Source organism: Sphingomonas sp. CFBP 13733 (assembly GCF_014841795.1).
In the GTDB taxonomy this organism is placed as follows: domain Bacteria; phylum Pseudomonadota; class Alphaproteobacteria; order Sphingomonadales; family Sphingomonadaceae; genus Sphingomonas; species Sphingomonas aerolata.
The window spans coordinates 1-24,167 of the sequence record NZ_JACYUP010000008.1 but is presented as its reverse complement, the minus strand read 5'-3'; the positions used below and the strand labels follow the sequence as shown (position 1 = coordinate 24,167).

Below are 24,167 nucleotides of genomic sequence, written 5' to 3'. Positions count from 1 at the left end.
GCAATGCACCTGCGCGAACTGGAAGCGCGCAATGCCCCTCTGATGGTTCAGGCAGCTGGCGCCGAGCGTGATGCCGCTAACGCCGAAGCACAGCTTGCTGCCCTTGAAGGCAAGTCTGAGGTCGCCGGTCTGGATGAAGCCCTGTCGGAGGCTCGTCAGCAAGAGGCGGCAGCGCTGGTCAGCCTGCAGGATGCCGAGCGGGCAGCGACGGCGCATGACGTCTCCGCGATCGAGCGGCAGATCGCCGTGTTGGACAAATGCGCCGAGGTTGCCCGGACGCAGCGTATTGATCTTGAGAAGGTGATCGCCGGGCTCGAGGCGCGGATCGAAGCCGAAGGGGGCAAGGGCCTCGCGGACCGCGCTGCGGTCTCGCGAGACGAAGCGGAGGACGCGGCCGCTAACCTCGCGCGAGTGATGCAGGAGGCGGACACGTTGAAGCTTCTTCGCGATACGCTGGAAGGCACGCGTGCGGAGACGTCACGGACGTTCGTCGGTCCTGTTGCGCGCCGCGCGCGGCGCCATATCGAGCGACTTTTACCGGGCTGTGATCCGAGCTTCAGTGATGATCTGGGCCTGACATCTATTGTGCGCGGTGGTCTTGGCGAAAACTGCGGGGATCTCTCCCGGGGCACCCAGGAGCAGCTGGCCGTCCTGACCCGGCTTGCCTTTGCGGACATGCTATTGGAGCAGGGCGTACCCGTGTCGCTGATCCTGGACGACCCGCTCGTCTATTCCGATGATAGCCGGCTCGATCTTATGACCGAGATTCTTACCGATGCAGCGACGCGGATGCAGGTCATTCTACTGACCTGTCGCGATCGTGCCTTCAGGCATCTCGGCAACCGCATAAACCTAACGGGAGTCGAGTAGGGGCGCAGAGCGGGACGTCTGTTTTGAGGCGAAACTGGTGGAAAGTCGCCTGTCCGCATTCGCGCGGCGAGCGGCATGAGTAGCCGTTCGTCCAGATGACGGGCAGCCGCCTGATCGCTAATTGCTCGCGCAATTACCTATTCCGTGCAGCTTCGGGACCGCGTCGCCTTCGGTCATAATAACGGGCACAATAGTGCCGTCGGTGCCGTAGCATACCCGGTCGATCGCAACCTGGCGCTCGCCCTTAAGCGGCGCTGGACCGGGGGGCTGGTCCCAACGATGATACACAATCAACCACTCATCCTGTGGTGTACGGACGAAGCTGTGGTGGCCCGGCCCTTGATGTCGCGTGTTGCTCGTCAGGATTGCGCCACGGTAGCGCCACGGGCCGATGGGGGAGGGCGCAGTTGCGTAATGGACCGAGTAATCAGGGCCGTTCCAGTGACCGTGGCTGTACGAGAGATAATACACACCATTCCGCTCGTGCATGAACGCACCCTCGGTGAAATTGGGCGGCTGGTGTACCGGAACTTCGCGCGCGAGACTGACCAAGTCGCGACTGAGTTCCCAGATACGCAGCTTCGCGCCGGCACTGCCGCCGGCGTAGAGATAGGCCTTGCCGGACCGTGGGTCGACGAATGCCATCGGGTCGATCGCCTCGAATTCCCCGTTCGCCTGACGACCGCCGGTGACCAGTGGCCGTCCGCTGTCGCGGTACGGGCCCTGCGGTGCGTCCGCGACGGCAACACCGATCCGGCTCGGCGTAGGGTTCTGCGGTCCGACCGAATAATAAAGATACCATTTGCCGTCCCGTGTCGCAACGCCCGGCGCCCACAGGAAATGCGCCTTCGCGCCATCGTCGCCGATCCAGCGGATTTGATCGCGGCGCAGGATCTCGCCACGGGAGGTCCAAGTCTTGAGATCACGAGACGAGAAGGCACCGAACCGGTCCGCGGCCCAGCTTCCGCCCGGGCCGCCAGTCGGAAAGATCCACATTTCGCCATCGATCATCATCGCATGCGGGTCGGCGCCCTGGAACACTGGGTTGCGGGCGAGGCCTGCCGCGGCCGTTACCAGAGCGACACCGATTGTGCTTGCGATCCACGGTCCCCAACGCCGCGTCATTGCGCTGGCTGCCCGGAGTCGAGCACGAACAAGAGATCCAGGTCGGGCGCCACACTCGGCGCATCGTTGGTGGCGTACGAGGCCGACATAAGCGCGCCGAGCTCCAGCGTAGCGAAGAAAGCAATCCGCATGACAGTATCTCCTATGATCGCTGTGTCAGGTCAGGTCAGGTCAGGTCAGGTCAGGTCAGAACCGAAACCGGACGCCGAGCGAGTAGGTACGCTCGAGATAGAAGATCTGGCGTGCGAACTGATCGCCGGCGTCATCGAACTGGCGATAGCGCCGGATCGGATTGCCCAGAACGTTAACGATGTCGAACGCCAGCGTGACGCTCGGAATCGGCGTGACCGTTGCGGACAGATCGAGTTGCCCGCGCGCCTTCTCGATCACCCCGCCAGTGCGTTGAGCGCCGTTGACGTCGACGTCGAGCGGCTCCTGGCTGTAATATTGAACGAAGTCCGAGCGGAAATTATACGCGATCCGCGCCGAAAAGAACGGCCGTTCGTACAGCCCGACCAGGTTGTAAGTCCATTTCGACACGCCGTTGAAGCGTTGCTGCTGACCGGCGACGTTGGGGGACGTCGCGAGCGTCGATGCGAGATCGCCCTTAGAATCGACGTAGGTGCCGTTGGCCTGCAAGCCGAAGCCCTTCGCCCAGTCAGGCAGTCCGTCAATGTCGAGGAAGCTGGTGAAGCCGACTTCGACACCCTGGAACCGCGTTGCGCCGGTGTTTTCGGGCCTGGTGAAGCGCACGCGACCGTAAGTCGGGTCGGTGGTGAAGACGGTCGTGTTCGAGATGAAGCCCTGCGCATCACGCCGGAAGATCGCACCGGTCAGCGAGCCGGTCCGTGAAAAATACCATTCGAGGCTCGCGTCGTAGTTGTTTGACGTCAACGGCGACAGGTTTGGGTTGCCGGCCGTGATATTGCGGGCGTTGCTGTTTGGATCGTTCGAGTTCGGCGGATTGTTCGGATCGATCGTCGGCGGCGATCCGACGGTCAGTGCGGGATTGAGGTCGAAGAAGTTCGGCCGGGTCCGCGTCTGCGTATAGGCGAGCCGCAACTGCAGTTCATCGGTGGCGGCAACGCGCGCGCTGACGTTGGGCAGGTAATCGGTGTATTCGTTCTTCGCGGTGATCGGGGTGATCACGAAATTCCCCGGCGTCTGTTCGTCGCGCAGGAAGCCGCTGATCTGATTTTTCGTGCGGACGGCCCGCAAACCGACCACGCCGTCGACGACGACGCTGCCGATGTCGAAGCCGTATTTGACTTGAGCATAGGCTGCCAGCGCCTTTTCGTTCGCGCGGAAATTCTCCGAGGGATTGAACTCCGGTCGTCCAGCCGGCGCACCGTAGAAGCTCCGCAACGCGACGAGATTATCGCGGATGCTGCTCGAGGGGATTGCGGTGAAAGTATGGATCGGCAGCGTGTTGTTATAGCCGAACCCGGCCAACGTGCTTTCGGTGCTGACCGGCAGCGCGGTGATGGGGATCTGAGCCGGCAAGTTGAAAATATAGGGCGCGCCGCGATCACGGTTGGCGTCGCGATCGTTGTAGCGAATGCCGAACTGCAGGCGCTTAAGCAGGCCCTCGCCGATGTCGTACTGGACGTCGAAGCGCGACTGGATGTCCTTGCCGCCGACCTTGGTATATTCCTGGAAGAAGCCGCGGCTGAGGTAATTCGCCGGATCGGTCAGGTTGAAGGTGCCCAGGTCGAAACTCGGACCACCGTCCGTTCCTGGCGACTCGAAGACGACGTTGCGGACCGGCGAACTGCGGAACGTGTAGTCGATATTGACCGCATCGAACGTGTAGGTGCTGTCGGTGTAGGCGATGTCTCCGGAAATCTGGAGATTGTCATGTTTCCAGATTGCGCCACCGCCAGCCTGATACGTGTTGGTCGTCCCGTTGGCCGATCCATAATAGCCATCCGGTGCGTTAGCGCCCGAAACCGTCGCGCTTTGCGCGACGTTTGCGTTGCCGGGGCGCGTGACCACATTGTTCAGCTGGAAATCGGCGCCGCCGAAGTTCGGCACGAACATGAACCGGTTGGAATCGCGCCCCCGATAACCTTGGTAGAGACCGTCGGCATAGATCTCGAGTTCCGGCGTTGGTTTCCATTGGAATGCGGCGTTGGCGGACGGCCGCCAGCGTCGACCATAGCCGAGGAAGAGCGACTGCGCGTCTGGATAGCGAACACCGCCGGTCGTGCCAGGCGCATTCACGGCATTGGTCGTCGCGACGACCAGCGATTGCTCGCGCGTTGAGTCCAGGAAATTGATGCCGACATAGGACGCGTTGACGAGCAGGCCCATCTCACCGATCCCGGTGTCCCAGCGGTCGCTGACGAGCAGATTGCCGTTCCAGGACATCTTGCCCGATTGTTGCCAGTTTACGCCGTTCAACGATCCCGACAGTTCGAAGCCGTTGAAGTCGAAGGGGCGACGGCCGCGGACGTTGACCTGGCCGCCGATGCCGCCTTCGATCAGGTTGGCAGTGCCGGATTTATAGACTTCCAGCGCTGCGACCGTGCCGGCAGGAAAATCCTGGATCTGGACGAAACGACCTTCGGCTGTGAAAATCTCGCGGCCATTATAGGTGGTGCTGAGATCGGGTAGGCCGCGCACCGTGACACCCGCCGACTCGCCACCACCCCGCGTCACCTGCACACCCGACACGCGCGCGAGCGCGGACGACGCGAACGTGTCCGGCAGCTTGCCAATGTCTTCGGCGACAATCGCATCAACGATGCCGTCAGAATTGCGCTTGATCGCCTGCGCCGACTGAAGGCTGCGACGCAGGCCGGTAACTACGATCTCGCCGTCTCCCTCCGTAGGACTTTCCTGCAGCGATGGCTGCGGGGCGGCGGGGTTCGCGTTCTGATCGGAGGCGGTGGTCGGCTTGGGGGAATCCTGACCGCCCGCCCGAACTTCGGCTGTCGATTTGTCGGAGATCTGCGCGCTGGCGGACGCTGTGGTAAGCAGTGCCATGGTGGCTACGGATGCGCAGAGAAGTGCCTTCGCTTTCATGTCTCTCTCCCCTTCGATGTCGATGGTTTTCCACGCGACCTGATTCCACGCTAAGATTATCCTACAGAGCTGACAACCGTTTGTAGGACAATACCGAACAACTCTTCGGTTGGTTCTTGGTGATCCGGAGCGTGGCCAGCTAGGATGATCAAAGGCGCGGCGAACAGCGCTGCGGTGATGTGGCGCGTCGTTAAGTGAATGAACGGCACGATCGCTCAACAGGAGAGGACAACCGGTGAAACAACGCACGTCGAGGCAGATGCGGGATGGATCGGAACGAGAAGTTTGCTCCGATAAGCCGCATCGGAGGATTTCGGTCGGAAGAATCGTCGCGCCCATGAGGGCGCTGCCCCCCGTCCTGCTTGCCGCGATCGTCCTATCAGTCAGCCCCGCCCAAGCGAGGGGTCGCTGGACCGAGGGACAAGCCAAGGGATGGTATGCCGCGCAACCGTGGCTGGTCGGCGCAAACTATGCGCCATCAACTGCGATCAACCAGCTCGAGATGTGGCAGGCGGCAACTTGGGATCCCAAGCGGATCGATTATGAGCTCGGCCTTGCGCAGGGCATCGGCATGAACACGATGCGCGTCTTTCTTCACGACCAGCTCTGGCAGCAGGACCCCGAGGGCTTCAAGCAGCGGATAGGCGCGTTCCTGACGATCGCTCGGGCACACGGGATCAAGCCGTTGTTCGTCTTGTTCGACAGTTGCTGGGATCCGGATCCGAAACTCGGGCCGCAGCATCCGCCGATCCCCGGCGTGCACAATTCGGGGTGGGTGCAGGGGCCGGGAATGCCAGGTCTACGCGATCGCACGCGCTATCCCGGCTACAAGGCGTATGTGCAGGGCGTGATCGGTGCGTTCGCCAAGGACGACCGGATCCTCGGCTGGGACGTCTGGAACGAGCCCGACAATGGTGCCGACCAGTATAAGGGGCAGGAGGGCAAGGAGCCGCTGGTTCGCGCACTGCTGGCGCAGGTGTTCGACTGGGCACGCGAGTCCGATCCGTCCCAGCCGCTGACCTCGGGCGTGTGGATCGGAAACGATTGGACGCCGGGCGGCAAGACCTCACCGATGGAAAAGCTTCAGCTTGCGCAATCGGACGTGGTGACATTCCACGATTATAGTTGGCCCGAGACGTTCGAGCGGCGGATCAGGCAGCTTCTGGCCTACGATCGTCCTGTAATCTGCACGGAGTATATGGCGCGTGGCAACGGCTCGACCTTTGACGGTTCGCTGCCGATTGGCAAGCGCTACAATGTTGGGATGATCAACTGGGGGTTCGTCGATGGCAAGACGCAGACGCGTCTACCCTGGGACAGCTGGCAGAAACCGTACGTGCTGGCCGAGCCGACGATCTGGTTTCACGAGGTGTTCCGGAACGACGGCACGCCGTATCGGCAGGCCGAGACCGATCTGATCCGTCGATCGAGTGCAGCGCCGAAGGGTGTCGTACCGGTGGCCCTTTCCGAAGTGCCAGCGGTACGGCGCCAACGCTGAAGGCCTATGCAGTATCGCCTTCACATAGGAAGGCGATACTGCATCTTTATCAGTGATTGTCGCGCGGTAGACCCATCGTCTGCGCGATCCGCTGGTATTTCTCGGCACCTTCGAGGATGGCGCCGGTTTCCATCTGGCCGACGGTGGCGCGCTGGATTTCCTGCCACGGCGTCTGCGAGCGCGGGAAGGCATAGCCGCCCGCCGCAGTCAGCGTGCGGCGCCGCTCGGCCAGTTCCTCATCGGAGATCAGGACATCGGCGCTGCCCTTGCCGAGATCGATGCGAACCCGGTCGCCGGTGCGGATCAGCGCGAGGCCGCCCATCGCCGCCGCCTCGGGGCTGGCATTGAGGATCGACGGCGAGCCCGACGTGCCCGATTGGCGACCGTCGCCGATGCAGGGAAGCGCGTGAACGCCTTCGCGGATGAGATAAGCGGGCGGACGCATGTTGACGACTTCGGCGGCACCCGGATAGCCGATCGGGCCGGCACCGCGCATGAACAGCAGCGTATCGGTGGTGATGCCGAGCGACGGATCGTCGATCCGGTGGTGGTAATCCTCGGGGCCGTCGAACACGACCGCGGGGCCTTCGAACGCTTCGGGATCGTCCGGATTGCTGAGATAGCGTTCGCGGAATTCCGGCGAGATGACGCTCGTCTTCATGATCGCGCTGTCGAACAGGTTACCGCGCAGGACGATGAAGCCGGCATCCTCCAGCAGCGGGGTCGCGAACGGGCGGATGACGCGCTCGTCCTCGATCGTCGCGGTGCGGCAATTGTCGCCGATGCTCTTGCCGTTGGCGGTCATCGCGTCTTCGTGGATCAGGCCCTGCTTCATCAGCTCGGCGACCACCGCTGGCACCCCGCCGGCATGGTAATAATCCTCGCCGAGATACTCGCCGGCGGGCTGAAGGTTGACCATCAGCGGGACCTTGTGACCGTGCGTCTGCCAGTCGTCGATCGGCAGGTCGACGCCGATGTGGCGCGCGATCGCGGCGAGGTGGATCGGCGCGTTGGTCGATCCGCCGATCGCCGAATTGACGACGATCGCGTTGTGGAACGCCTCCCTGGTTAGGATGTCGCTGGGCTTCAGATCCTCGGCGACCATGTCGACGATGCGCTTGCCGGTCTTGTACGCGACTTCCTGGCGGTCGCGGTAGGGCGCCGGAATCGCGGCCGAGCCGGGCAGCTGCATGCCGAGCGCCTCGGCGAGCGAATTCATCGTCGTCGCGGTGCCCATCGTGTTGCAATAGCCGGTCGAGGGCGCCGACGAAGCGACGAGCTTGATGAAGCCTTCATCGTCGATCGCGCCGGTCGCGAGCAGCTCGCGCGCCTTCCACACGATCGTCCCCGAGCCGGTCCGCTCGCCCTTGTGCCAGCCATTGAGCATCGGCCCGACCGACAGTGCGATCGCGGGAATGTTGACCGTGGCGGCGGCCATCAGGCAGGCGGGCGTCGTCTTGTCGCAGCCGATCGTCAGTACGACGCCGTCGAGCGGATAGCCGTAGAGCACCTCGACCAGCGCTAGATAGGCGAGGTTGCGGTCGAGCCCCGCGGTCGGGCGCTTGCCGGTTTCCTGGATCGGGTGGACCGGGAATTCGAGCGCGATGCCGCCCGCCTCGCGGATGCCTTCGCGCAGCCGTTCGGCGAGCACGAGGTGATGGCGGTTGCAGGGGCTGAGGTCGCTGCCGGTCTGCGCGATGCCGATGATCGGCTTGCCCGAACGCAGTTCTTCCAGGCTCAACCCGAAGTTCAGATAGCGCTCCAGATAAAGCGCGGTCATGTCGATGTTCTCGGGGTTGTCGAACCAGGCGCGCGAACGAAGCTTCTGAAGAGGCGTGGTCAAGTCGGTCATCGATTGGGCTTTCTGGAAATCGGATCAGCGGGGGGTCAGCGGGCGACGGAGACGCGGTAGATCATGCGGTGGTGATAGGGCTTGCCCGGGTCGACGCGCGCTGAGCCGAACGCCGGCTGGTTAGGCGTGTCGGGAAACTTCTGTGGTTCGAGCGCTAGGCCGTCGCCCATCCGATAGACGTGACCTGACTTGCCGACCAGCGAGCCGTCGAGGAAATTGCCCGAGTAAAATTGCACGCCAGGCTCCGTCGTGAATACTTCGAGCACGCGACCCGATGCAGGGTCCTCGACGCGGGCGGCCAAGCCGGGCTCCGCGCTCGCGCCCTTGTCGAGCACGAAATTGTGGTCCCAGCCGCGGCCGATGACGATCTGCGGATCGCGGCCGTCACGGATGCCATCTGACAGCGCCCGGCCCTTGGTGAAGTCGAACACGGTGCCGGCTACTGGCTTCAACTCGCCGGTCGGGATCAGCGCAGCATCGACGGGCGTATAGCGGCGGGCGCGGATGGTCAGACGCTGGCCGTAGATCCCGGTCGCCGAGCCTTCGCCGGCGAGGTCGAACAGCGCATGGTTGGTCAGGTTGACGATCGTCGGCGCGTCGGCCGTCGCATCGAAGTCGATCGTCAGTCCGCCCTTGTCGTCAAGCGCATAGGCGACCTTGACCGCAAGCGTGCCCGGATAGCCCTGGTCCCCTGCCGGGCTGGTCATCGTCATCACGACCTTCGCCTGCGCGCCGTTCGTGACCGAGACGATCTTCCAGACCCGCTTGTCAAAACCGGTAGTGCCGCCATGCAAACTGTTGGTCTTGTCATTGAGCGGGAGCTGATACGCCTTGCCGTCAAGCTCGAAACGGCCACCGGCGATCCGATTGGCATAGCGTCCGACCGTCTGGCCCCAGAAGTTCGGTGCGCTGACATAGCTTGCAGCATCGTCATAGCCGAGCGTGATGTCGACCGTCTTGCCGTTGCGGTCGGGCGCGCTGAACGACTGGAGCGTCGCGCCGAGCGTCATGATCCTCGCGCTGACGCCGTTGCTGCCGGTCAACGTCACCGCCTCGATCGCGGTACCGTCGGGCAGGGTGCCGAATGCACCGCGCTTGGCCGTCGCGGCGTTGGCGGCCTGAGCCGTCAGCGCCGCCAGTGCGACTGATAGTATGATCCCCGACTTCGACACCGACTTAATCATTGCGCGCATCCCGTCCTTAATCGTTCGGCGCCGTTGACGCGCCTTATGCGGCTATATAGTCAGACAATATATTTCTGGGCAAGCCGTGCGGGAAAAGACGATCGACCAAAGTCCGTCGATCAGTCGCCGACATGGCACGGAGGATGAACGATTATGGCGATGCCGATACAGATGCAACGACAGGTTGAGAGTGCTGCGACACAAGTGCCGCCAAGCGGGGGGCCAAGCTACCGATCCGCGTTGACGCTGCTGGCCAGTCTGTTCTTCATGTGGGGCTTCATCACCGTCATCAACAACACGCTGCTGCCGCACCTGCGCAGCGTGTTCGACCTCAGCTACACACAGACCACGCTGATCGAGAGCGTCTGGTTCATCGCCTATTTCTTCGCGTCGATCCCGTCGGCCAAGCTGATCGAACGGGTCGGCTACCAGCGCGCGATGGTGTTCGGGCTGGGTCTGATGGCGGTTGGAGCGTTGATGATGGTACCCGCCGCGCGGCTGCCCTCCTACGGCGTCACGCTATTCGCGCTGTTCGTGATCGCCAGTGGGATCACGCTGCTGCAGGTCGCCGCCAACCCGTATGTCGCCGTCGTCGGCCCGCCTGAGACCGCCTCGTCGCGGCTCAACCTGGTCCAGGCGTTCAACTCGGCGGGCGCCACGCTCGCGCCGCTGTTCGGTGGATATCTGATCCTCGGCCGCTCAACCTCCGGTACCGCGGTTGCTGGGTCAACGGCAGTCCTCACGCCGGCCGAACGGCTCGCCGACGCACAGTCGGTGGTGTTGCCGTATCTCATCGTCGCCGGCGTACTGGTGGTGCTCGCGATCGTCATCGCGCGCTTCCCGTTGCCGGCGATGGGCGCATCGACGCAGCGCTCGGCAAAGACGGAGCGTAAGGGGCTGTCCCTGTGGTCGCACCGCAACCTCGTACTCGGCATTCCGGCGATCTTCATCTATCTTATCGCCGAGATCGGCGTCGCCAACCTGTTCATCAATTTCGTCAGCCAGCCGGACATCGGCAACCTCACGCACGAGCAGGCCTCGCATTACCTGTTCGTCCTGTGGGGCGGTATGATGGTCGGCCGACTGGTCGGCAGCGTAGTGATGCGGACGATCCCCGCCGAGCGCGTGCTGGCGGTGGCGAGCATCGGCGCGTTCGTCGTCATGTTGATCGCGACCTTCACCACCGGCCATGTCGCGATGTGGTCGCTGATTTCGGTCGGGCTCTTCCACTCGATCATGTTTCCGACGATCTTCACTCTCGGCATCCGTGGCCTGGGGCCGCTGACCGAAGAAGGGTCGGGGCTGCTGATCATGGCAATAGCCGGCGGCGCGCTAGTGATCGTCCAGGGTTGGCTCGCCGACACCTACGGGTTGCAGATCTCGTTCCTGCTGACCGCCGTGTGCGAACTCTATATCCTGTTCTACGCGGTATGGGGGTCGCGCGTGACCGACGCGCTGCCTGATCCCGTTCCCGTTCCTTAATCAGAGTTCAGCTTAACCAGGCTCCGGTTAGTCAGAGCAAAGGACGCCGAAACGACGGTGGCGTGCGATCAGCCCGCCATCGCCAGCTTCGTATCCTCCAGCGCCAGATCGACCAGGGTTCGCATCGCCGTGCTGGCACCGTTCGCATCGCCTGAAGCGATCGCGTCGTAGACCAGCGCGTGATCCGGGATGGGATTGCGAGGCAGGGCACGTGCGCGCTGCTTGAACTGAGTGGTCCAACCGACCGCGGCGCCGATGCTCGCGCTCAGTACGATCAATGCATCGTTGCGCGTCGCGGTCAGTACCGCATCGTGAAACTCGCGGTCCGCCGCGCGGCCGGCTTCGGTGGCCAAGGTATGCCGCCGCATCGCCGCCAGCGCATCCTTCATGATCTTGAGGTCGCTGCGCTCGCGTCTCTGGGCGGCCAGCGCCGCCGCGGCAGGCTCGACGATCGCGCGAAGTTCGAAGAGACTGCGGATCAATCCGATGTCAGGTTCGCAGGCGAACGACCACGCCAGAACGTCGGGATCGAGCAAGTTCCACCGGCTGCGCGGCAGTATGCGCGTTCCGATTTTCGGACGGCTCTCCACGAGCCCCTTGGCAGTCAGGACCTGGATGGCTTCGCGGTAAGCAGTACGCGACACGTCCAGCATCGCTGAGAACTCGACCTCCCCGGAAAGCGTGTCGCCAGGCGCGTATTTCCCGGACAATATCGCCGTTCCCAGCTTGTGAGCTACGGCCCCGTGCAACCGTCTTCCCGTACCACGGGTGGCCCGCGGCGGTTCACTTATCGCATCAACGACGTCGTTAACGTCTTGAGTCTTAGTCATTCGCGCTCCCTGTTCGACAGATACCACGCCGTTCCAAATGGAGGAATGTCGTAGATTGCCAAACTCAAACGAGCCTTATATGTCAGAGTATAAGGAGTGGATACCACATGGCCGACGTGTTTTTCACGAACAAGGTTCACGATACAGGCTTCTGGTCCGTCGAGGCGGCAACGGGTGCGACCGTAGGCGATCCGATTGCGGTTCATGGTCATGGCGACGTCGAAGCGGGCTGCGCCGCTGCAGAAGCCGCGTTCGACGTATACCGCGCGACCACCAATGACGCACGGGCGGACTTCCTGGAGCGGATCGGCGCGGAGATCGTCGCACTGGGCGACGACCTGATCGTCACCGCGATGCGCGAGAGTGGCCTGCCGCGCGCCCGGCTGGAGGGCGAGCGCGGGCGTACCGTCGGCCAGTTGAAGCTGTTCGCAGGCGTCGTTCGCCGTGGCGGCTGGATGGGGTTGCGGATCGATCCGGCACTCCCCGATCGCGCACCGTTGCCGCGTCCTGACCTGCGCTTGCGTATGATCCCGCTCGGTCCGGTCGCGGTGTTCGGGGCGAGCAATTTCCCGCTCGCCTTTTCGACTGCCGGTGGCGACACCGCGTCGGCGCTGGCAGCCGGTTGCCCGGTCGTCGTCAAGGGTCATCCTGCACATCCCGCCACCGGCGCAATGGTCGCTGGCGCGATCGATGCCGCGGTCGCGGCGTGTGGGCTGCCCAAGGGCGTGTTCTCCCATCTGGTCGGCCCCGGCAACGAGCTTGGCAGCGCGCTGGTGCAGGATTCGAGGATCGCCGCTGTCGGGTTCACCGGTTCGCGGGCTGGCGGGCTGGCCTTGGCCAAGCTGGCGCAGGTTCGCGAAGTCCCGATCCCGGTCTATGCTGAGATGTCAAGCATCAACCCGGTGGTGCTGCTGCCCGAAGCGCTGAAGGCCCGTGGCGCTGCGCTCGGTACGGCGTTCGTCGGGTCACTGACGATGGGCGCGGGCCAGTTCTGCACCAATCCCGGTCTCGTGCTCGCGCTCGAGGGCGAGGGGCTCGACGCATTCGTGTCCGCGGCCGCAACGTCGTTGCCCGAGGCTCCTGCCGCAACGATGCTCACCAGCGGCATCCATGCCGCCTACGAGCAGGGCATCGCCGCCCTTGCCGGCCACGACGCGGTGAACGAGATCGCGCGCGGCAAGGTCGGCGAAGGCGTTGCGCAAGGGCAGGCGGTATTCTTCGAAACGACCGCCGCACAGTTCCTGAGCGACAAGGCGCTGGGCCATGAGGTGTTCGGTGCGTCGTCGTTGCTGGTACGCTGCACGAGCGAGGACGAACTCCACGCCGTACTGGGTGCCGCCGAGGGTCAGCTTACGGCGACCATCCAGATGGATACGGGCGATGCCGGGATGGCGTCGCGCCTGATCCCGCGGCTCGAGCGCAAGGCGGGGCGGATCCTGGCCAATGGATGGCCGACGGGTGTCGAGGTCGCGCATGCCATGGTCCATGGCGGGCCGTTCCCGGCGACGTCGGACGGCCGCACGACTTCGGTCGGCAGCCTGGCGATCGACCGGTTCCTGCGGCCGGTGTCGTACCAGAATCTGCTGCCCGAACTACTGCCGGAGGTTCTGCGTGACGGCACGACCGTGCCGCGACTTATCGACGGCGTTCCCGCCATCTAAATCAAGATACTGGGGACGAACCGTAACAACGGCGTCCCGCTTAGGAGAGAGAGTGTGATGATTTTGCGCCTGTTGCAGCATGTTGGCGTCGACGGCACGCGATCGGTGATCGCTGCCACTAGTGAAGGGGCCACGTTCGTTACCGGCGTAGACAGCGTCCGCGCGCTCGCCGAACGTGCGCTCGCCGATGGCACCGATCTCGCCGGCGCAGTTGCAGCTTGTGGAACAGGCGCGAGCGTCGACATCGCCGCTGAGCTCGCCGCTGGTCGCCTGACCTCACCGATCGATCATGTCGATCCGGCCCACCTCATAATGACGGGCACCGGCCTGACGCATCTCGGTTCCGCTGAGGGCCGCGACAAGATGCACCGCGCGGCCGCGGACGCCGAGAAGCAGACGGATTCGATGCGGATGTTCCTCGAAGGCGTCGAGGGCGGCAAGCCGGAAGAAGGGACACGCGGCCAGCAGCCCGAATGGTTCTACAAGGGTGATGGCTCGGGTCTGGTCGCACCGGGTGCCGCGCTCGCGATGCCCGATTTTGCCGAAGACGGCGGCGAGGAGCCTGAGCTTGCCGGGATCTACCTGATCGGTCCGGACGGAACGCCGTTTCGCCTTGGTCTGTGCCTTGCCAACGAGTTCAGCGATCATGTCACGGAGCGCCACAACTACCTCTGGCTCGCGCATTCCAAGCTGCGCCAGGCCTCGCTCGGGCCTGAATTGCTGGTCGGCACGCCGCCCGCGCATATCGAGGGCATGAGCCGGATCCACCGCGACGGCGCCGTCCTGTGGGAAAAGCCGTTCCTGTCGGGCGAGGCGAACATGTCGCACAGCATTGCCAACCTCGAGACGCATCATTTCAAATATGACCTGTTCCGTCGCCCAGGCGATGTCCATGTCCACTTCTTCGGCACCGCAACGCTGTCATTCGCCGACGGCGTGACAACGCGCGAAGGCGACGTATTCGAGATCGAGGCCGCGCCGTTCACGCTTCCCTTGCGCAACACGCTGACCAAGGCAGCACCGCAGCCTGTCGTCGTGAAGGCGCTCTGAGTATGGCAGCTATCAGCATCGCGATTGTCGGCATGGGCAAGATCGCCCGCGACCAGCATCTCCCCGCGATCGCAGGCAACGCCGAATTCGACCTCGTCGCCAGCGTCAGCCCGCGGGATGCGGGCGTCGAGGGCGTCGCCAACTTCAGGTCGCTGGAGGCGTTGCTCGCCGACGGTCCGGCGATTGACGCAATCGCGCTCTGCACGCCGCCGCAGGTGCGCTACTCGCTCGCCGCGATGGCGCTCGACAAGCGCCTGCACGTGTTCCTCGAAAAGCCGCCGGGCGCGACACTCGCGGAGGTCGACGCGCTCGAGGCTCAGGCCGCACAGACCGGCGCAACGCTGTTCGCCGGCTGGCATTCGCGGTTCGCGGCGGGTGTCGCACCCGCCAAGGCCTGGCTTGCCGACCGTCGCATCGACCGCGTGTCGATCGTCTGGCGCGAAGACGTCCGCGTCTGGCATCCTGGCCAGGCGTGGATCTGGGAGCCGGGCGGGCTTGGCGTGTTCGATCCTGGCATCAATGCCTTGTCGATCGCGACGGAGATCCTGCCCGAGCCGTTCTTCCTTGCGTCTGCGACCCTGTCGACACCGGCCAATCGTGCCGCGCCCATTGCTGCCGATCTTGCCTTCCGCAGTGCGTCGGGCACGCCGATCACGATGGATCTCGACTGGCGCCAGACGGGCCCGCAAAGCTGGGACATCGTCGTCGACACCGACGCCGGCACGCTCCGTCTCGCCAAAGGCGGCGCGGTGCTAACGCTGCCCGAAGGCAGCAGCGAGCATGACGATGCCGAATATGCCGGGCTCTACGCGCGCTTCGCCGCCCTGGTCCGCGACGGGCGCAGCGAGGTCGACACGACCCCCTTCACACTCGTCGCCGACGCATTCCTGCGCGGCACCCGCAAATCCGTGGAGACTTTTAATGATTGAGGCAAAAATGACCCGCACGCTGAAGGGCCTCGCCGCCGCGCTGCTGCTCTCGACCGCCGGTATCGGCACCGCGCAGACCGACGCCCCCACGTCGGCTGCGGCAACCGTGACCGTCCATGCGGACACGCCCGGCCCGACCTATGATCGCCGCATCTTTACGCAGTTCGCGGAACATCTCGGCACCGGCATCTATGGCGGGCTCTGGGTTGGGGACAAGTCAAAGATTCCCAACGTCCGCGGATTTCGTACTGACGTCGTCACCGCGCTTCGCGGGATAGGCGTGCCGGTGGTGCGCTGGCCGGGCGGCTGTTTTGCCGACGAATACCACTGGCGAGAAGGGATCGGCCCCAAGGCTAAGCGCCCGACCAAGATCAACACGCACTGGGGCGGCGTGACCGAGCCGAATACGGTCGGCACGCACGAGTTCATGGAGCTTGCCGGACAGCTGGGCGCCGAAGCCTACATAGCGGGCAACGTCGGCAACGGCACGCCGCAGGAAATGGCGGAGTGGGTCGAATATATGACCTCGCCCGCCGGCGCTCTGGCCGACGAACGCGCAAAAAACGGCCACAAGGCGCCGTGGGCAGTGCCGTATTTCGGCGTCGGCAATGAGCTGTGGGGCTGTGGCGGCAACATGCGCGCGGAGTATGCCGCCGACGTCACGCGACGTTACGCCACCTTCATCAAGGCGCCCGCAAATACGCGCGTCATGAAGATCGCGAGCGGCGCCAACGTCGACGACTATCACTGGACCGAGACAATGGCGCGTGAGCTGGTCGGCAAGGTGGATGCGCTGTCGCTGCATTACTATACGATCCCCGGTGGCTGGCCGCCGCGTGCGTCCGCGACCGTGTTTGACGAGCGCGGCTGGGCCGAGACGTTGTCCGAGACGCTCAGGATGGACGAGCTGATCACCAAACATTCGGCGATCATGGACAAGGTCGATCCGAAGAAGACGATGTGGCTCGCGGTCGACGAGTGGGGCACGTGGTATGCCGGCGATCCGGGCACCAACCCCGGTTTCCTGCGCCAGCAGAACACGCTGCGGGACGCGCTGGTCACCGCGATCAACCTTAACATCTTCGCCAAGCATGCCGACCGTGTGAAGATGACCGCGATCGCGCAGATGGTGAACGTGCTGCAGGCGATGATCTTGACCGACGGCAGCAAGATGGTGCTGACGCCGACCTATCACGTGTTCGCGATGTACAAGCCGTACATGGACGGCACTGTCTTGCCGATCGACATCAAGTCGCCCTGGTACAACAAGGACCAGTGGACGATGCCGTCGGTCAGCGCATCTGCCGTCCGCGGCAAGGACGGCGTGGTGCGGATCGCGCTCTCGAACCTCGATCCGAACAAGCCTACCAGCGTGTCCGCCGCGCTGCCGGGCGTGACGGCGCAGACCGTCACCGGGCAGGTGCTGACCGCGCCGACGATGACTGCGCTCAACACCTTCGAGGCGCCCAACGCGGTCGCACCGAAGGCATTCACTGGCGCTAGCCTGAGCGGTGGCACCCTGTCGGTGACGTTGCCACCAATGTCGGTGGTGATGCTCGAACTGAAGTGATCGTGACGCCCGCCGGAGCAACCGGCGGGCGTACCTACCGGGAGAGAGACGATGGCCGCATCGAAATGGGCGACCGGGCTGATCGCGTTGACGCTCGCAAGTAGCGTGCTGGCGCAAACCGCCGATGCGCCGCCGACACTAAATGCCAGTCTAACCGGCGATATCGTGCCCGTTCACGACCCGGTAATGATCCGGGCGGGGGATACCTATTACGTCTACGGCACCGGGCTCGACGGCCAGATGCTGAGCGCACGCACTTCGCCCGATCTGGTCCACTGGACCGCGGGTACGCCGCCGCTGTCGCGCCTGCCCGACTGGGCGACCAAAGCGGTGCCGGGCACCAAGGGGATGTGGGCACCCGACATCTCGCGGAGCGGGGACGGGCGGTACCGGCTTTATTATTCGGTCTCCACCTTCGGCTCGAACCGCTCGGCGATCGGGCTCGCGACCAGCCCGACGCTCGACCCCAAGGCGCCCGACTATGGCTGGCGCGACGAGGGACTCGTGGTAATGTCGACGCCCAAGGACGATTTCAACGCGATCGATCCCAACCATGTCGTCGATGCGCAGGGCCGCGAGTGGCTATCGCTCGGCAGCTTCTGGACCGGCATCAAGCTGTTCGCGCTGAACCCGAAGACCGGCAAGCTACTCGACCCCGTAGAGAAGCCTCACGCGATCGCGCGCCGCCCCGCACCAGCCGGCGGACCCGCCCCGGTCGAGGCGCCGTTCATCATCGTCCATGGCGGCTATTACTGGCTGCTCGCGAGCTACGACTATTGTTGCAAGGGCGTGAACAGCACCTATTACACCGTCGTCGGCCGATCGAAGGCGATCACCGGCCCGTATCTCGGCAAGGACGGCAGCGCGATGATGCAGGGCGGGGGGACGATCTTCCTGCGCGCCGACCTGCAGGAAACGCAGCGCTTTCGCGGACCCGGCCACCCCGGCGTGATGCACGATACCGACGGCAAGGACTATGTCGTCTACCATGCCTATGATTCCCAGACCAAAGGCACCCCGACGTTGCGCATCGCACCGATCGCCTGGGGTGCAGATGGCTGGCCAATTGCGGAGAACCGACCATGATGATGAATTTCACACGACGGCTGTTCTTGGCCGGTGCCGGCGCAGCGACCGCAAGCGGCGCCCTCGCGCGGCTTGCGGCCAAAGTGCCGCTGCCGGTCAACCCGCTGGTCCGCCAGCGTGCCGATGCACAGGTCTTTCTGCACACCGACGGCTATTATTACATGACCGGCTCGGTGCCCCAATACGATCGGCTCGTACTACGCCGCTCGCGCACGCTGGCAGGGCTGTCGACAGCCAAGGAGCGCGTGTTGTGGCGGCATGAGAAAACCGGGCCGATGTCCGGTTTTCTTTGGGCACCCGAGCTGCACATGATCGACGGCCGCTGGATCATGTATTTCGCGGCAGGCCCGAGCGGCGGCGGCGAGGACGTTTTCCGTATCCGCACCTTCGCGGTGGTCTGCGACGGACCCGACGCGATGACCGGCAACTGGACCGTGCTGGGGCAATTGACGACGCCGTGGGACAGTTTCACGCTCGACTCGACCAGCTTCGTTCACCGCGGCACGCGCTATCTCGCCTGGGCACAGCGCGAGCCGGGGATCGAGACCAACAGCAACCTCTATCTCGCACCGCTCGCAACCCCGCTGACGCTGGCGGCGAAGCCCGCGCGGCTGGCAGTGCCGACGCTTGATTGGGAGATCCGCGGCTTCAAGGTCGCCGAGGCTCCGGCGCTGCTGGCGCGCAACGACAAGCTGTTCATGACCTATTCGGCGAGTGCGACCGATGCGCGCTATTGCCTGGGCATGCTGACCGCGCGCGACGATGCCGATATCATGGATCCGGCAGCCTGGACGAAATCGCCGAAGCCGGTGTTCAAGTCCTCGCCAGCGCACAAGGTCTTTGGGCCTGGCCACAACAGCTTCACCGTTGACGAGCGCGGCCGCGATATTCTGGTCTATCACGCGCGCGACTATGAGGCGATCAAGGGCGACCCGCTGTTCGATCCCAACCGCCACACCCGCGTCCAGACCTTCACGTACATGCCCGACGGCACCCCCAATTTCGGCGAACCGGTTGCCAACGGCCCATTGCGGTGAGCGGTCTCGATCGCCGGACGTTCCTTGCAGCAGGAGCCGCAGCCGTACCCGCGGCCGCGATCGGCGCTGGCGCAAGTGCTGGCTCGAAGCTCTTGGCGCCGACGCCGCCAATGGGCTGGAACAGCTGGAACAGTTTTGCGACGACGATCACGGAGGCGCAGGCGATCGAGACCGCGACGATCATGGCGGAGAAGCTGCTACCGTCGGGCTATGATGTCTTCACCGTCGATATTCAGTGGTACGAGCCTGGGGCGACCAGCTACACCTACGCGACCAAGTCGACCCCGGCGATGGACGGCTATGGCCGGTTGCTGCCCGCGCCGAACCGGTTCCCGTCGAGTGCCGGCGGCAAGGGCTTCCGCCCGCTCGCCGACCGGGTGCACGCGCTCGGCCTGCAGTTCGGCATCCACCTGATGCGCGGTATTCCGCGACTGGCGGTGGAGCACAACCTGCCGGTGTTCGGGACGAAATACCGCGCGCGCGAAATCGCCGACACCGCCAGCATCTGTGCTTGGAACCCGGACATGTACGGCGTCGACATGCGTAAGCCCGGCGCACAAGCCTATTACGACAGCGTGTTCGCACTCTACGCATCCTGGGGCGTCGACTTGGTCAAGATGGACGACATGAGTCGCCCCTATGACGCGCATGCCCCCGAGATCGAAGCTGCACATGCCGCGATCGTCGCGACTAAGCGGTCGATCATCCTGAGCCTGTCGCCCGGAGAAACGCCCCTATCCCGTGCCGATCACGTTCGCCGCTTTGCGCAGATGTGGCGGATCAGCGACGATTTCTGGGACGAGTGGCCGTTGCTCGAAGCGCAGTTCACCCGCTTGGAGAACTGGAACCCGCACCGCGTACGTGGCGGCTGGCCCGATGCGGACATGCTCCCGCTTGGGCGTCTGGCGCTGGGCGCGCGCGACACCAAGTTTACGTCCGACGAACAGCGCACACTGATGACCCTGTGGTCGATTGCGCGATCGCCGCTGATTATGGGCGGCGACCTGCGTTATCTCGACCGCCCGACGCTCGACCTTCTCGCCAACCCTGAGGTCATAGCGGTCAATCAAGCAAGCTACGACAACCAGCCGCATTTCGTCGCCGACGGAATTCGGGTCTGGTCGGCGCGTGTGCCGGGATCGCGAGACCGCTATCTCGCTCTATTTAACACCGACAAATCCCGGCGATCTGTGCGGTTTTGCCTCGACATGATCGGCCTGAACGGACCGGTCGGTGTCCGTGATCTTTGGATACGACGCGATCTGGAAAGGGCGTCGGGTACGCTAGTAAAAAGCCTGCCACCGCACGGCGCCGCATTGCACCGCCTCAGTCCTCGCTGAAATATCCTGCTGAGTAGTCGGCCAAATAACCCTTGCTTTAACGTCCTTCCGATCATAACGAATGTCCGAGTAATACCGACTGCCAATAAGGTCGGATAGACATGATAGGGAGAGGCTAGATGGCGATGAAATCATTAATTCTGTGTTCCGCATCGATCGCAGCGCTGGTGCTGGGAGCCCCCGCACATGCGCAGGCCGTGCCGACCACGCCACAGGATCAAAACGGCCTGCCAGCGACCGGTACGCCCGCGGGCGTCGTTAACAACGCTGCCCAGACGCCGCCCGCGGCTGAGCAGTCCGCGACTGACCAGACTGCCACTGATCAGACCGACGCTGACATCGTTGTGACAGGTGTCCGCGCCAGCATCGTCGGTGCGCTTAACGTGCGCAAGAATTCGATCCAGATTGTCGATTCGATCGTGTCGGAAGATGTCGGTAAGCTCCCCGACAATAACGTCGTCGAAGCGCTTCAGCGTGTTACCGGTATTCAGGTCACTGATCGCGCCGGCGGCGAAGCGGCGACGATCACCATCCGAGGTCTGACCGATCCGTTGACGACGCTAAACGGGCGCAACATCTTCACCGCGGCCGGCACGTCATTCGCCCTACAGGATATCTCGGCGAACCTCGTCAAGCAGGTGGACGTCTACAAGACCCGCTCGGCTGACCAGCTGGAAACGGGCCTGGCCGGGCAGATCGATGTTCAGACCCGGCGCCCGCTCGATTTTGACGGCTTCACGATATCGGGCCTCGTACGCGGACTCTATTCGGAACTCGCTGACAAAGTGAACCCAAACGCTGCGCTGTTAATCAGCGACCGTTGGAAAACCGGCATTGGCGATATCGGGCTGCTCGTAAACGGCAGCTACACGCGCGCTCAATTCCGCAACCAGAATTTGCAGGCTGGCGCGATGGTGCCGTTCGCAACGGAAAACCCGGCGGCGGGTTCGGGCCTTACCCCGTTGCAGCGGATCTTCCCGGGTGACAGGAACCAGAACTGGACGCCGGGCCTGGATGCAGGTCTGCCCACCGCGCCGGGCTCCACGCTCAACATCAATGGCGTGAATACGCCGTATTATCTGTCGAGAGACGCGGTCATCGCGTCCGATGTTTACGGCAAGCGCGAACGTCGCGCGTTCAATGCAGCGCTGCAATGGGCGCCTAACGATCGTTCGGTCTACACGGCGGAAGTCTTCTACACCGGCTTCAAGGGCAAGACGTTCAACAGCCTGAACTTCAGTTTCGTCGACTGGTGGGGCGACCTGCCGGCCAATCCTGGAGCAAGCTTTGAGCTGTTCGACGGGACGAACATCATCAAGTCGCGTCAGGTCGGATCGGTCGCGGGGTTCAACAGCGGCGACACGGGCACCAGCAAGACCGACAGCTATGTCTATGCGTTAAACGCCAAGTGGGACGTGGCCGATCGCGGCAAGATCTCGGCCGACATCGCGTATCAGGACAGCAAGAACAAGACCTCGTTCTTCGCCATCCGCACGGATCGCGGGCCGCTCGACATCGACGTGGACTTCAACGCGGGCGGTGGGCTGCCGTCTTACAGCTTCGGCAATCAGTCCGTGCTGACCGACGCGACGGCGTGGACGATCGGTAATTTGTTCGACAGCGGTACCAAAAATACCGGTAGCGCGCTGACAATGATGCTCGATGGCGAATATGGCTGGGACGAAGGATTCCTGCGGCGCATCAAGACGGGCTTCCGGTTCGATGATCGCAAGGCTGACAATTACGTGCGCGACCAGGGCGCGGGTGGGCTGGGCACCACGCTGGCGGCGTTCGGCGAGGGCAAGCCCTTCACCAACAGCGGCTTCTTCGACGGTCAGGCGAACATTCCGACGAGCTGGGTGCTGGCGGATCCGCGCAGCATGGACCGCGACGCCGTCCGCACGCTGTATCGCGCCGTGGCCCCCGGCCTATTGCTCTCCGATCAGCTGAGCTTCGGCCAGGTGTTCGGCATCTCGGAAAAGAACGTGGCCGCTTATGCGCTTGCCGATGGCGAAGTCAGCATCTTCGGGCGTCCGCTGCAGCTGCAGGCCGGCGTACGCTATGTCGCGATCGATACCGATTATGACTATTTCGATCGCGGTGCCAACTTTGCTCGGACGAGCGTGTCCACCGGTTCGGAGAAGTGGCTACCCTCGTTTACCGCGCGCTATGCGATCAGGAATAATCTGCGCGTCCGTTTCAACTATGGCGAAACGCTCCGGCGTCCCAGTTTCGGCGATCTGAACCCCAATCCAGTGCTGACAGGCGACTTGTCGCGCATCGGCTTCGGTTCGGGCACGTCGGGAACGGCAAACCTTACCCCGACGCACTCGAAGAATATCGATCTGGCGGTCGAATGGTATTTCGAACGCAACAGCGCGATCTACGTAACAGCCTTCCGTCGTGAGATCGACGGGCTGGTCGTGCCCCTCACAGTGCGTGAAGCGATCCCGAACAACTATCTACCGCGCAATGAAACCTATACCGAATTGTTTAACATCACTCGTCCGGTGAACGCCTCGGACGGCGTCCTGAAGGGCGTCGAACTGGGTCTGACCTATTTCCCGACCTATCTGCCTGGTCCGCTGAACGGGTTGGGCGTCACCGGCAGCGCTACGATCCTAGATTCCGAACAGACCATTCCGCTTACCAACGCTGTCGGCGAGATTACGGGTTCGACGAAGTCGGCCTTCTTCGGCGTATCGAAACTGTCGTACAATGCGACGCTGGCCTACGACAACGGTCCGATTGGTGCGCGTCTATCGTACGTCTGGCGCAAAGGGTTCTTGCAGAGTAACGAAGCCCGGGCGTTTGCCAACCCGATCGGCTTCTGGCGCGCGCCGGAAAAAAGCCTGGACTTCCAGCTCACCTTGAATGTGAATAACGATATTGGCTTGACCTTCGACGCTGTGAATCTAACCAAGGCAAATCAGCAGAGCTATTACAAGTTCGGCAATGTCGGTAACCCTGAGCAGTTCAACTCCAGCACGCTGCTGATCGACCGAACCTTTGCGCTTGGTGTGCGCTTTAAGTTCGACTGAGGTTAAGCAGCGGACTGGCTCCCGAGCTCTGCCGTTCATCTTCATGAATGAATGGCAGAACTTATTAAGCCCAAGCCCATGCAAAAATGACCGATTATGGGTCTTAGCGTCTTTGCGGTAGCGAGCTCGCCGCCCAACCACGTGTTCATTAAACCACCAAACAAAGGGTTCGCTTGCGAAGCGTTGCAGCAAGACCTTGGCCTTTCCCGCTCTTCCGGATACGTAGCTTCCAGAGCAGGCAAAGTCTCGCACTTCTTGATCAAGCAGCGCGCGCCCCACAGGGCGAAGACTTCGCGCCTAAACTTCGCTTGTTGCGGCCGCGCAAAGACCTCAGCCAGCTTGCGCTGGCGTTCCACCGCCTGTTCGGCTTCCGCTTCCGGGCTGCCAATCAAACGAGACTTAAGCTTGGCGAACTGATCTCTGAAGACATTACTTACTGAATTGTCTTTCATCGGATGACCGGCAAGAGCATTTGCGAAGCGATCCACCGAAACTTAGCTCCGTCATTCTATTTCCTAGGGTCAGGACCCATTGATGTGAGAGGCGCGATCTGATTCAGGCTCCGTGAGGAGAGCGTGGATGAGC

At 63.3% G+C, this 24,167-nt stretch carries 17 protein-coding genes and 1 pseudogene; 11 read left to right on the top strand and 7 right to left on the bottom strand.

What is annotated here, in order from left to right; all coding sequences use genetic code 11:
• Positions 1-3 precede the first annotated feature (3 nt).
• Positions 4-870 carry an ATP-binding protein gene (locus IFT71_RS18650; protein WP_192071717.1) on the top strand — a complete coding sequence of 289 codons (867 nt, stop codon included), beginning with the start codon at positions 4-6 and terminating at the stop codon, positions 868-870.
• 117 nt (positions 871-987) lie between these two features.
• Here the strand turns inward: IFT71_RS18650 and IFT71_RS18645 are convergent, their stop codons facing one another.
• The 3 genes from IFT71_RS18645 to IFT71_RS18640 are packed head-to-tail and all read right to left on the bottom strand — an operon-like array spanning position 988 to position 5,361.
• Entirely contained in the window at positions 988-1,995 is a 1,008-nt protein-coding gene (locus IFT71_RS18645) for a family 43 glycosylhydrolase (RefSeq protein ID WP_051916310.1), read from the bottom strand.
• A complete protein-coding gene (locus IFT71_RS21765) occupies positions 1,992-2,126 on the bottom strand; it encodes a hypothetical protein (protein ID WP_274602349.1) in 135 nt (44 codons plus the stop codon). The genes IFT71_RS18645 and IFT71_RS21765 overlap by 4 nt, the downstream gene beginning before the upstream one ends.
• Positions 2,127-2,181: 55 nt before the next feature.
• A complete protein-coding gene (locus IFT71_RS18640; protein ID WP_206757461.1) occupies positions 2,182-5,361 on the bottom strand; it encodes a TonB-dependent receptor in 3,180 nt (1,059 codons plus the stop codon).
• On the opposite strand from IFT71_RS18640, the gene IFT71_RS18635 reads away from it, so the two are divergent.
• Complete coding sequence (locus tag IFT71_RS18635) at positions 5,360-6,520, top strand: cellulase family glycosylhydrolase (RefSeq protein WP_192142804.1); 1,161 nt, start codon at positions 5,360-5,362, stop codon at positions 6,518-6,520. The two genes, IFT71_RS18640 and IFT71_RS18635, sit on opposite strands and share 2 nt — an antisense overlap.
• A 49-nt stretch (positions 6,521-6,569) precedes the next feature.
• Here IFT71_RS18635 and IFT71_RS18630 read toward each other — a convergent pair whose 3' ends face one another.
• Complete coding sequence (locus tag IFT71_RS18630; protein ID WP_192099356.1) at positions 6,570-8,372, bottom strand: IlvD/Edd family dehydratase; 1,803 nt, start codon at positions 8,370-8,372, stop codon at positions 6,570-6,572.
• A 35-nt stretch (positions 8,373-8,407) separates the two neighbouring features.
• The gene (locus IFT71_RS18625) at positions 8,408-9,565 is read right to left on the bottom strand and encodes an aldose epimerase family protein (RefSeq protein WP_192071713.1); all 1,158 of its coding nucleotides are present in this window, start codon (positions 9,563-9,565) and stop codon (positions 8,408-8,410) included.
• Positions 9,566-9,727: 162 nt separating this feature from the next.
• Between IFT71_RS18625 and IFT71_RS18620 the strand changes: the two genes are divergently transcribed.
• Complete coding sequence (locus IFT71_RS18620; protein WP_192142898.1) at positions 9,728-11,038, top strand: sugar MFS transporter; 1,311 nt, start codon at positions 9,728-9,730, stop codon at positions 11,036-11,038.
• 68 nt (positions 11,039-11,106) lie between these two features.
• On the opposite strand, the gene IFT71_RS18615 is transcribed toward IFT71_RS18620, so the two are convergent.
• A complete protein-coding gene (locus tag IFT71_RS18615; protein WP_192071712.1) occupies positions 11,107-11,868 on the bottom strand; it encodes a FadR/GntR family transcriptional regulator in 762 nt (253 codons plus the stop codon).
• 107 nt (positions 11,869-11,975) lie between these two features.
• On the opposite strand from IFT71_RS18615, the gene IFT71_RS18610 reads away from it, so the two are divergent.
• The 8 genes and pseudogenes from IFT71_RS18610 (at position 11,976) to IFT71_RS18575 (ending at position 23,582) form a co-directional block, all read left to right on the top strand.
• Positions 11,976-13,529 (top strand): aldehyde dehydrogenase (NADP(+)), encoded by a 1,554-nt coding sequence (locus tag IFT71_RS18610; RefSeq protein ID WP_192071711.1) that lies wholly within the window; start codon positions 11,976-11,978, stop codon positions 13,527-13,529.
• Positions 13,530-13,586: 57 nt separating this feature from the next.
• The gene (araD1, locus tag IFT71_RS18605) at positions 13,587-14,579 is read left to right on the top strand and encodes an AraD1 family protein (RefSeq protein WP_192071747.1); all 993 of its coding nucleotides are present in this window, start codon (positions 13,587-13,589) and stop codon (positions 14,577-14,579) included.
• Positions 14,580-14,581: 2 nt separating this feature from the next.
• Positions 14,582-15,508 carry a Gfo/Idh/MocA family protein gene (locus IFT71_RS18600; protein WP_192071710.1) on the top strand — a complete coding sequence of 309 codons (927 nt, stop codon included), beginning with the start codon at positions 14,582-14,584 and terminating at the stop codon, positions 15,506-15,508.
• Between the two features lie 7 nt (positions 15,509-15,515).
• The gene (locus tag IFT71_RS18595) at positions 15,516-17,078 is read left to right on the top strand and encodes an alpha-N-arabinofuranosidase (protein WP_192071709.1); all 1,563 of its coding nucleotides are present in this window, start codon (positions 15,516-15,518) and stop codon (positions 17,076-17,078) included.
• A 51-nt stretch (positions 17,079-17,129) separates the two neighbouring features.
• Positions 17,130-18,164 carry an arabinan endo-1,5-alpha-L-arabinosidase gene (locus IFT71_RS18590; protein ID WP_192142802.1) on the top strand — a complete coding sequence of 345 codons (1,035 nt, stop codon included), beginning with the start codon at positions 17,130-17,132 and terminating at the stop codon, positions 18,162-18,164.
• Between the two features lie 2 nt (positions 18,165-18,166).
• Positions 18,167-19,195, top strand: a pseudogene (locus IFT71_RS18585) (glycoside hydrolase family 43 protein); the annotation flags it as partial.
• Between the two features lie 2 nt (positions 19,196-19,197).
• A complete protein-coding gene (locus tag IFT71_RS18580; RefSeq protein WP_342212698.1) occupies positions 19,198-20,541 on the top strand; it encodes a glycoside hydrolase family 27 protein in 1,344 nt (447 codons plus the stop codon).
• 119 nt (positions 20,542-20,660) lie between these two features.
• Positions 20,661-23,582: a TonB-dependent receptor gene (locus tag IFT71_RS18575; RefSeq protein ID WP_244655046.1), complete on the top strand. Its 2,922-nt coding sequence runs from the start codon at positions 20,661-20,663 to the stop codon at positions 23,580-23,582.
• A gap of 41 nt (positions 23,583-23,623) precedes the next feature.
• Here the strand turns inward: IFT71_RS18575 and IFT71_RS18570 are convergent, their stop codons facing one another.
• Positions 23,624-24,070, bottom strand: a complete 447-nt coding sequence (locus IFT71_RS18570; protein WP_192142799.1) for a hypothetical protein — start codon at positions 24,068-24,070, stop codon at positions 23,624-23,626.
• Positions 24,071-24,167: the final 97 nt, after the last annotated feature.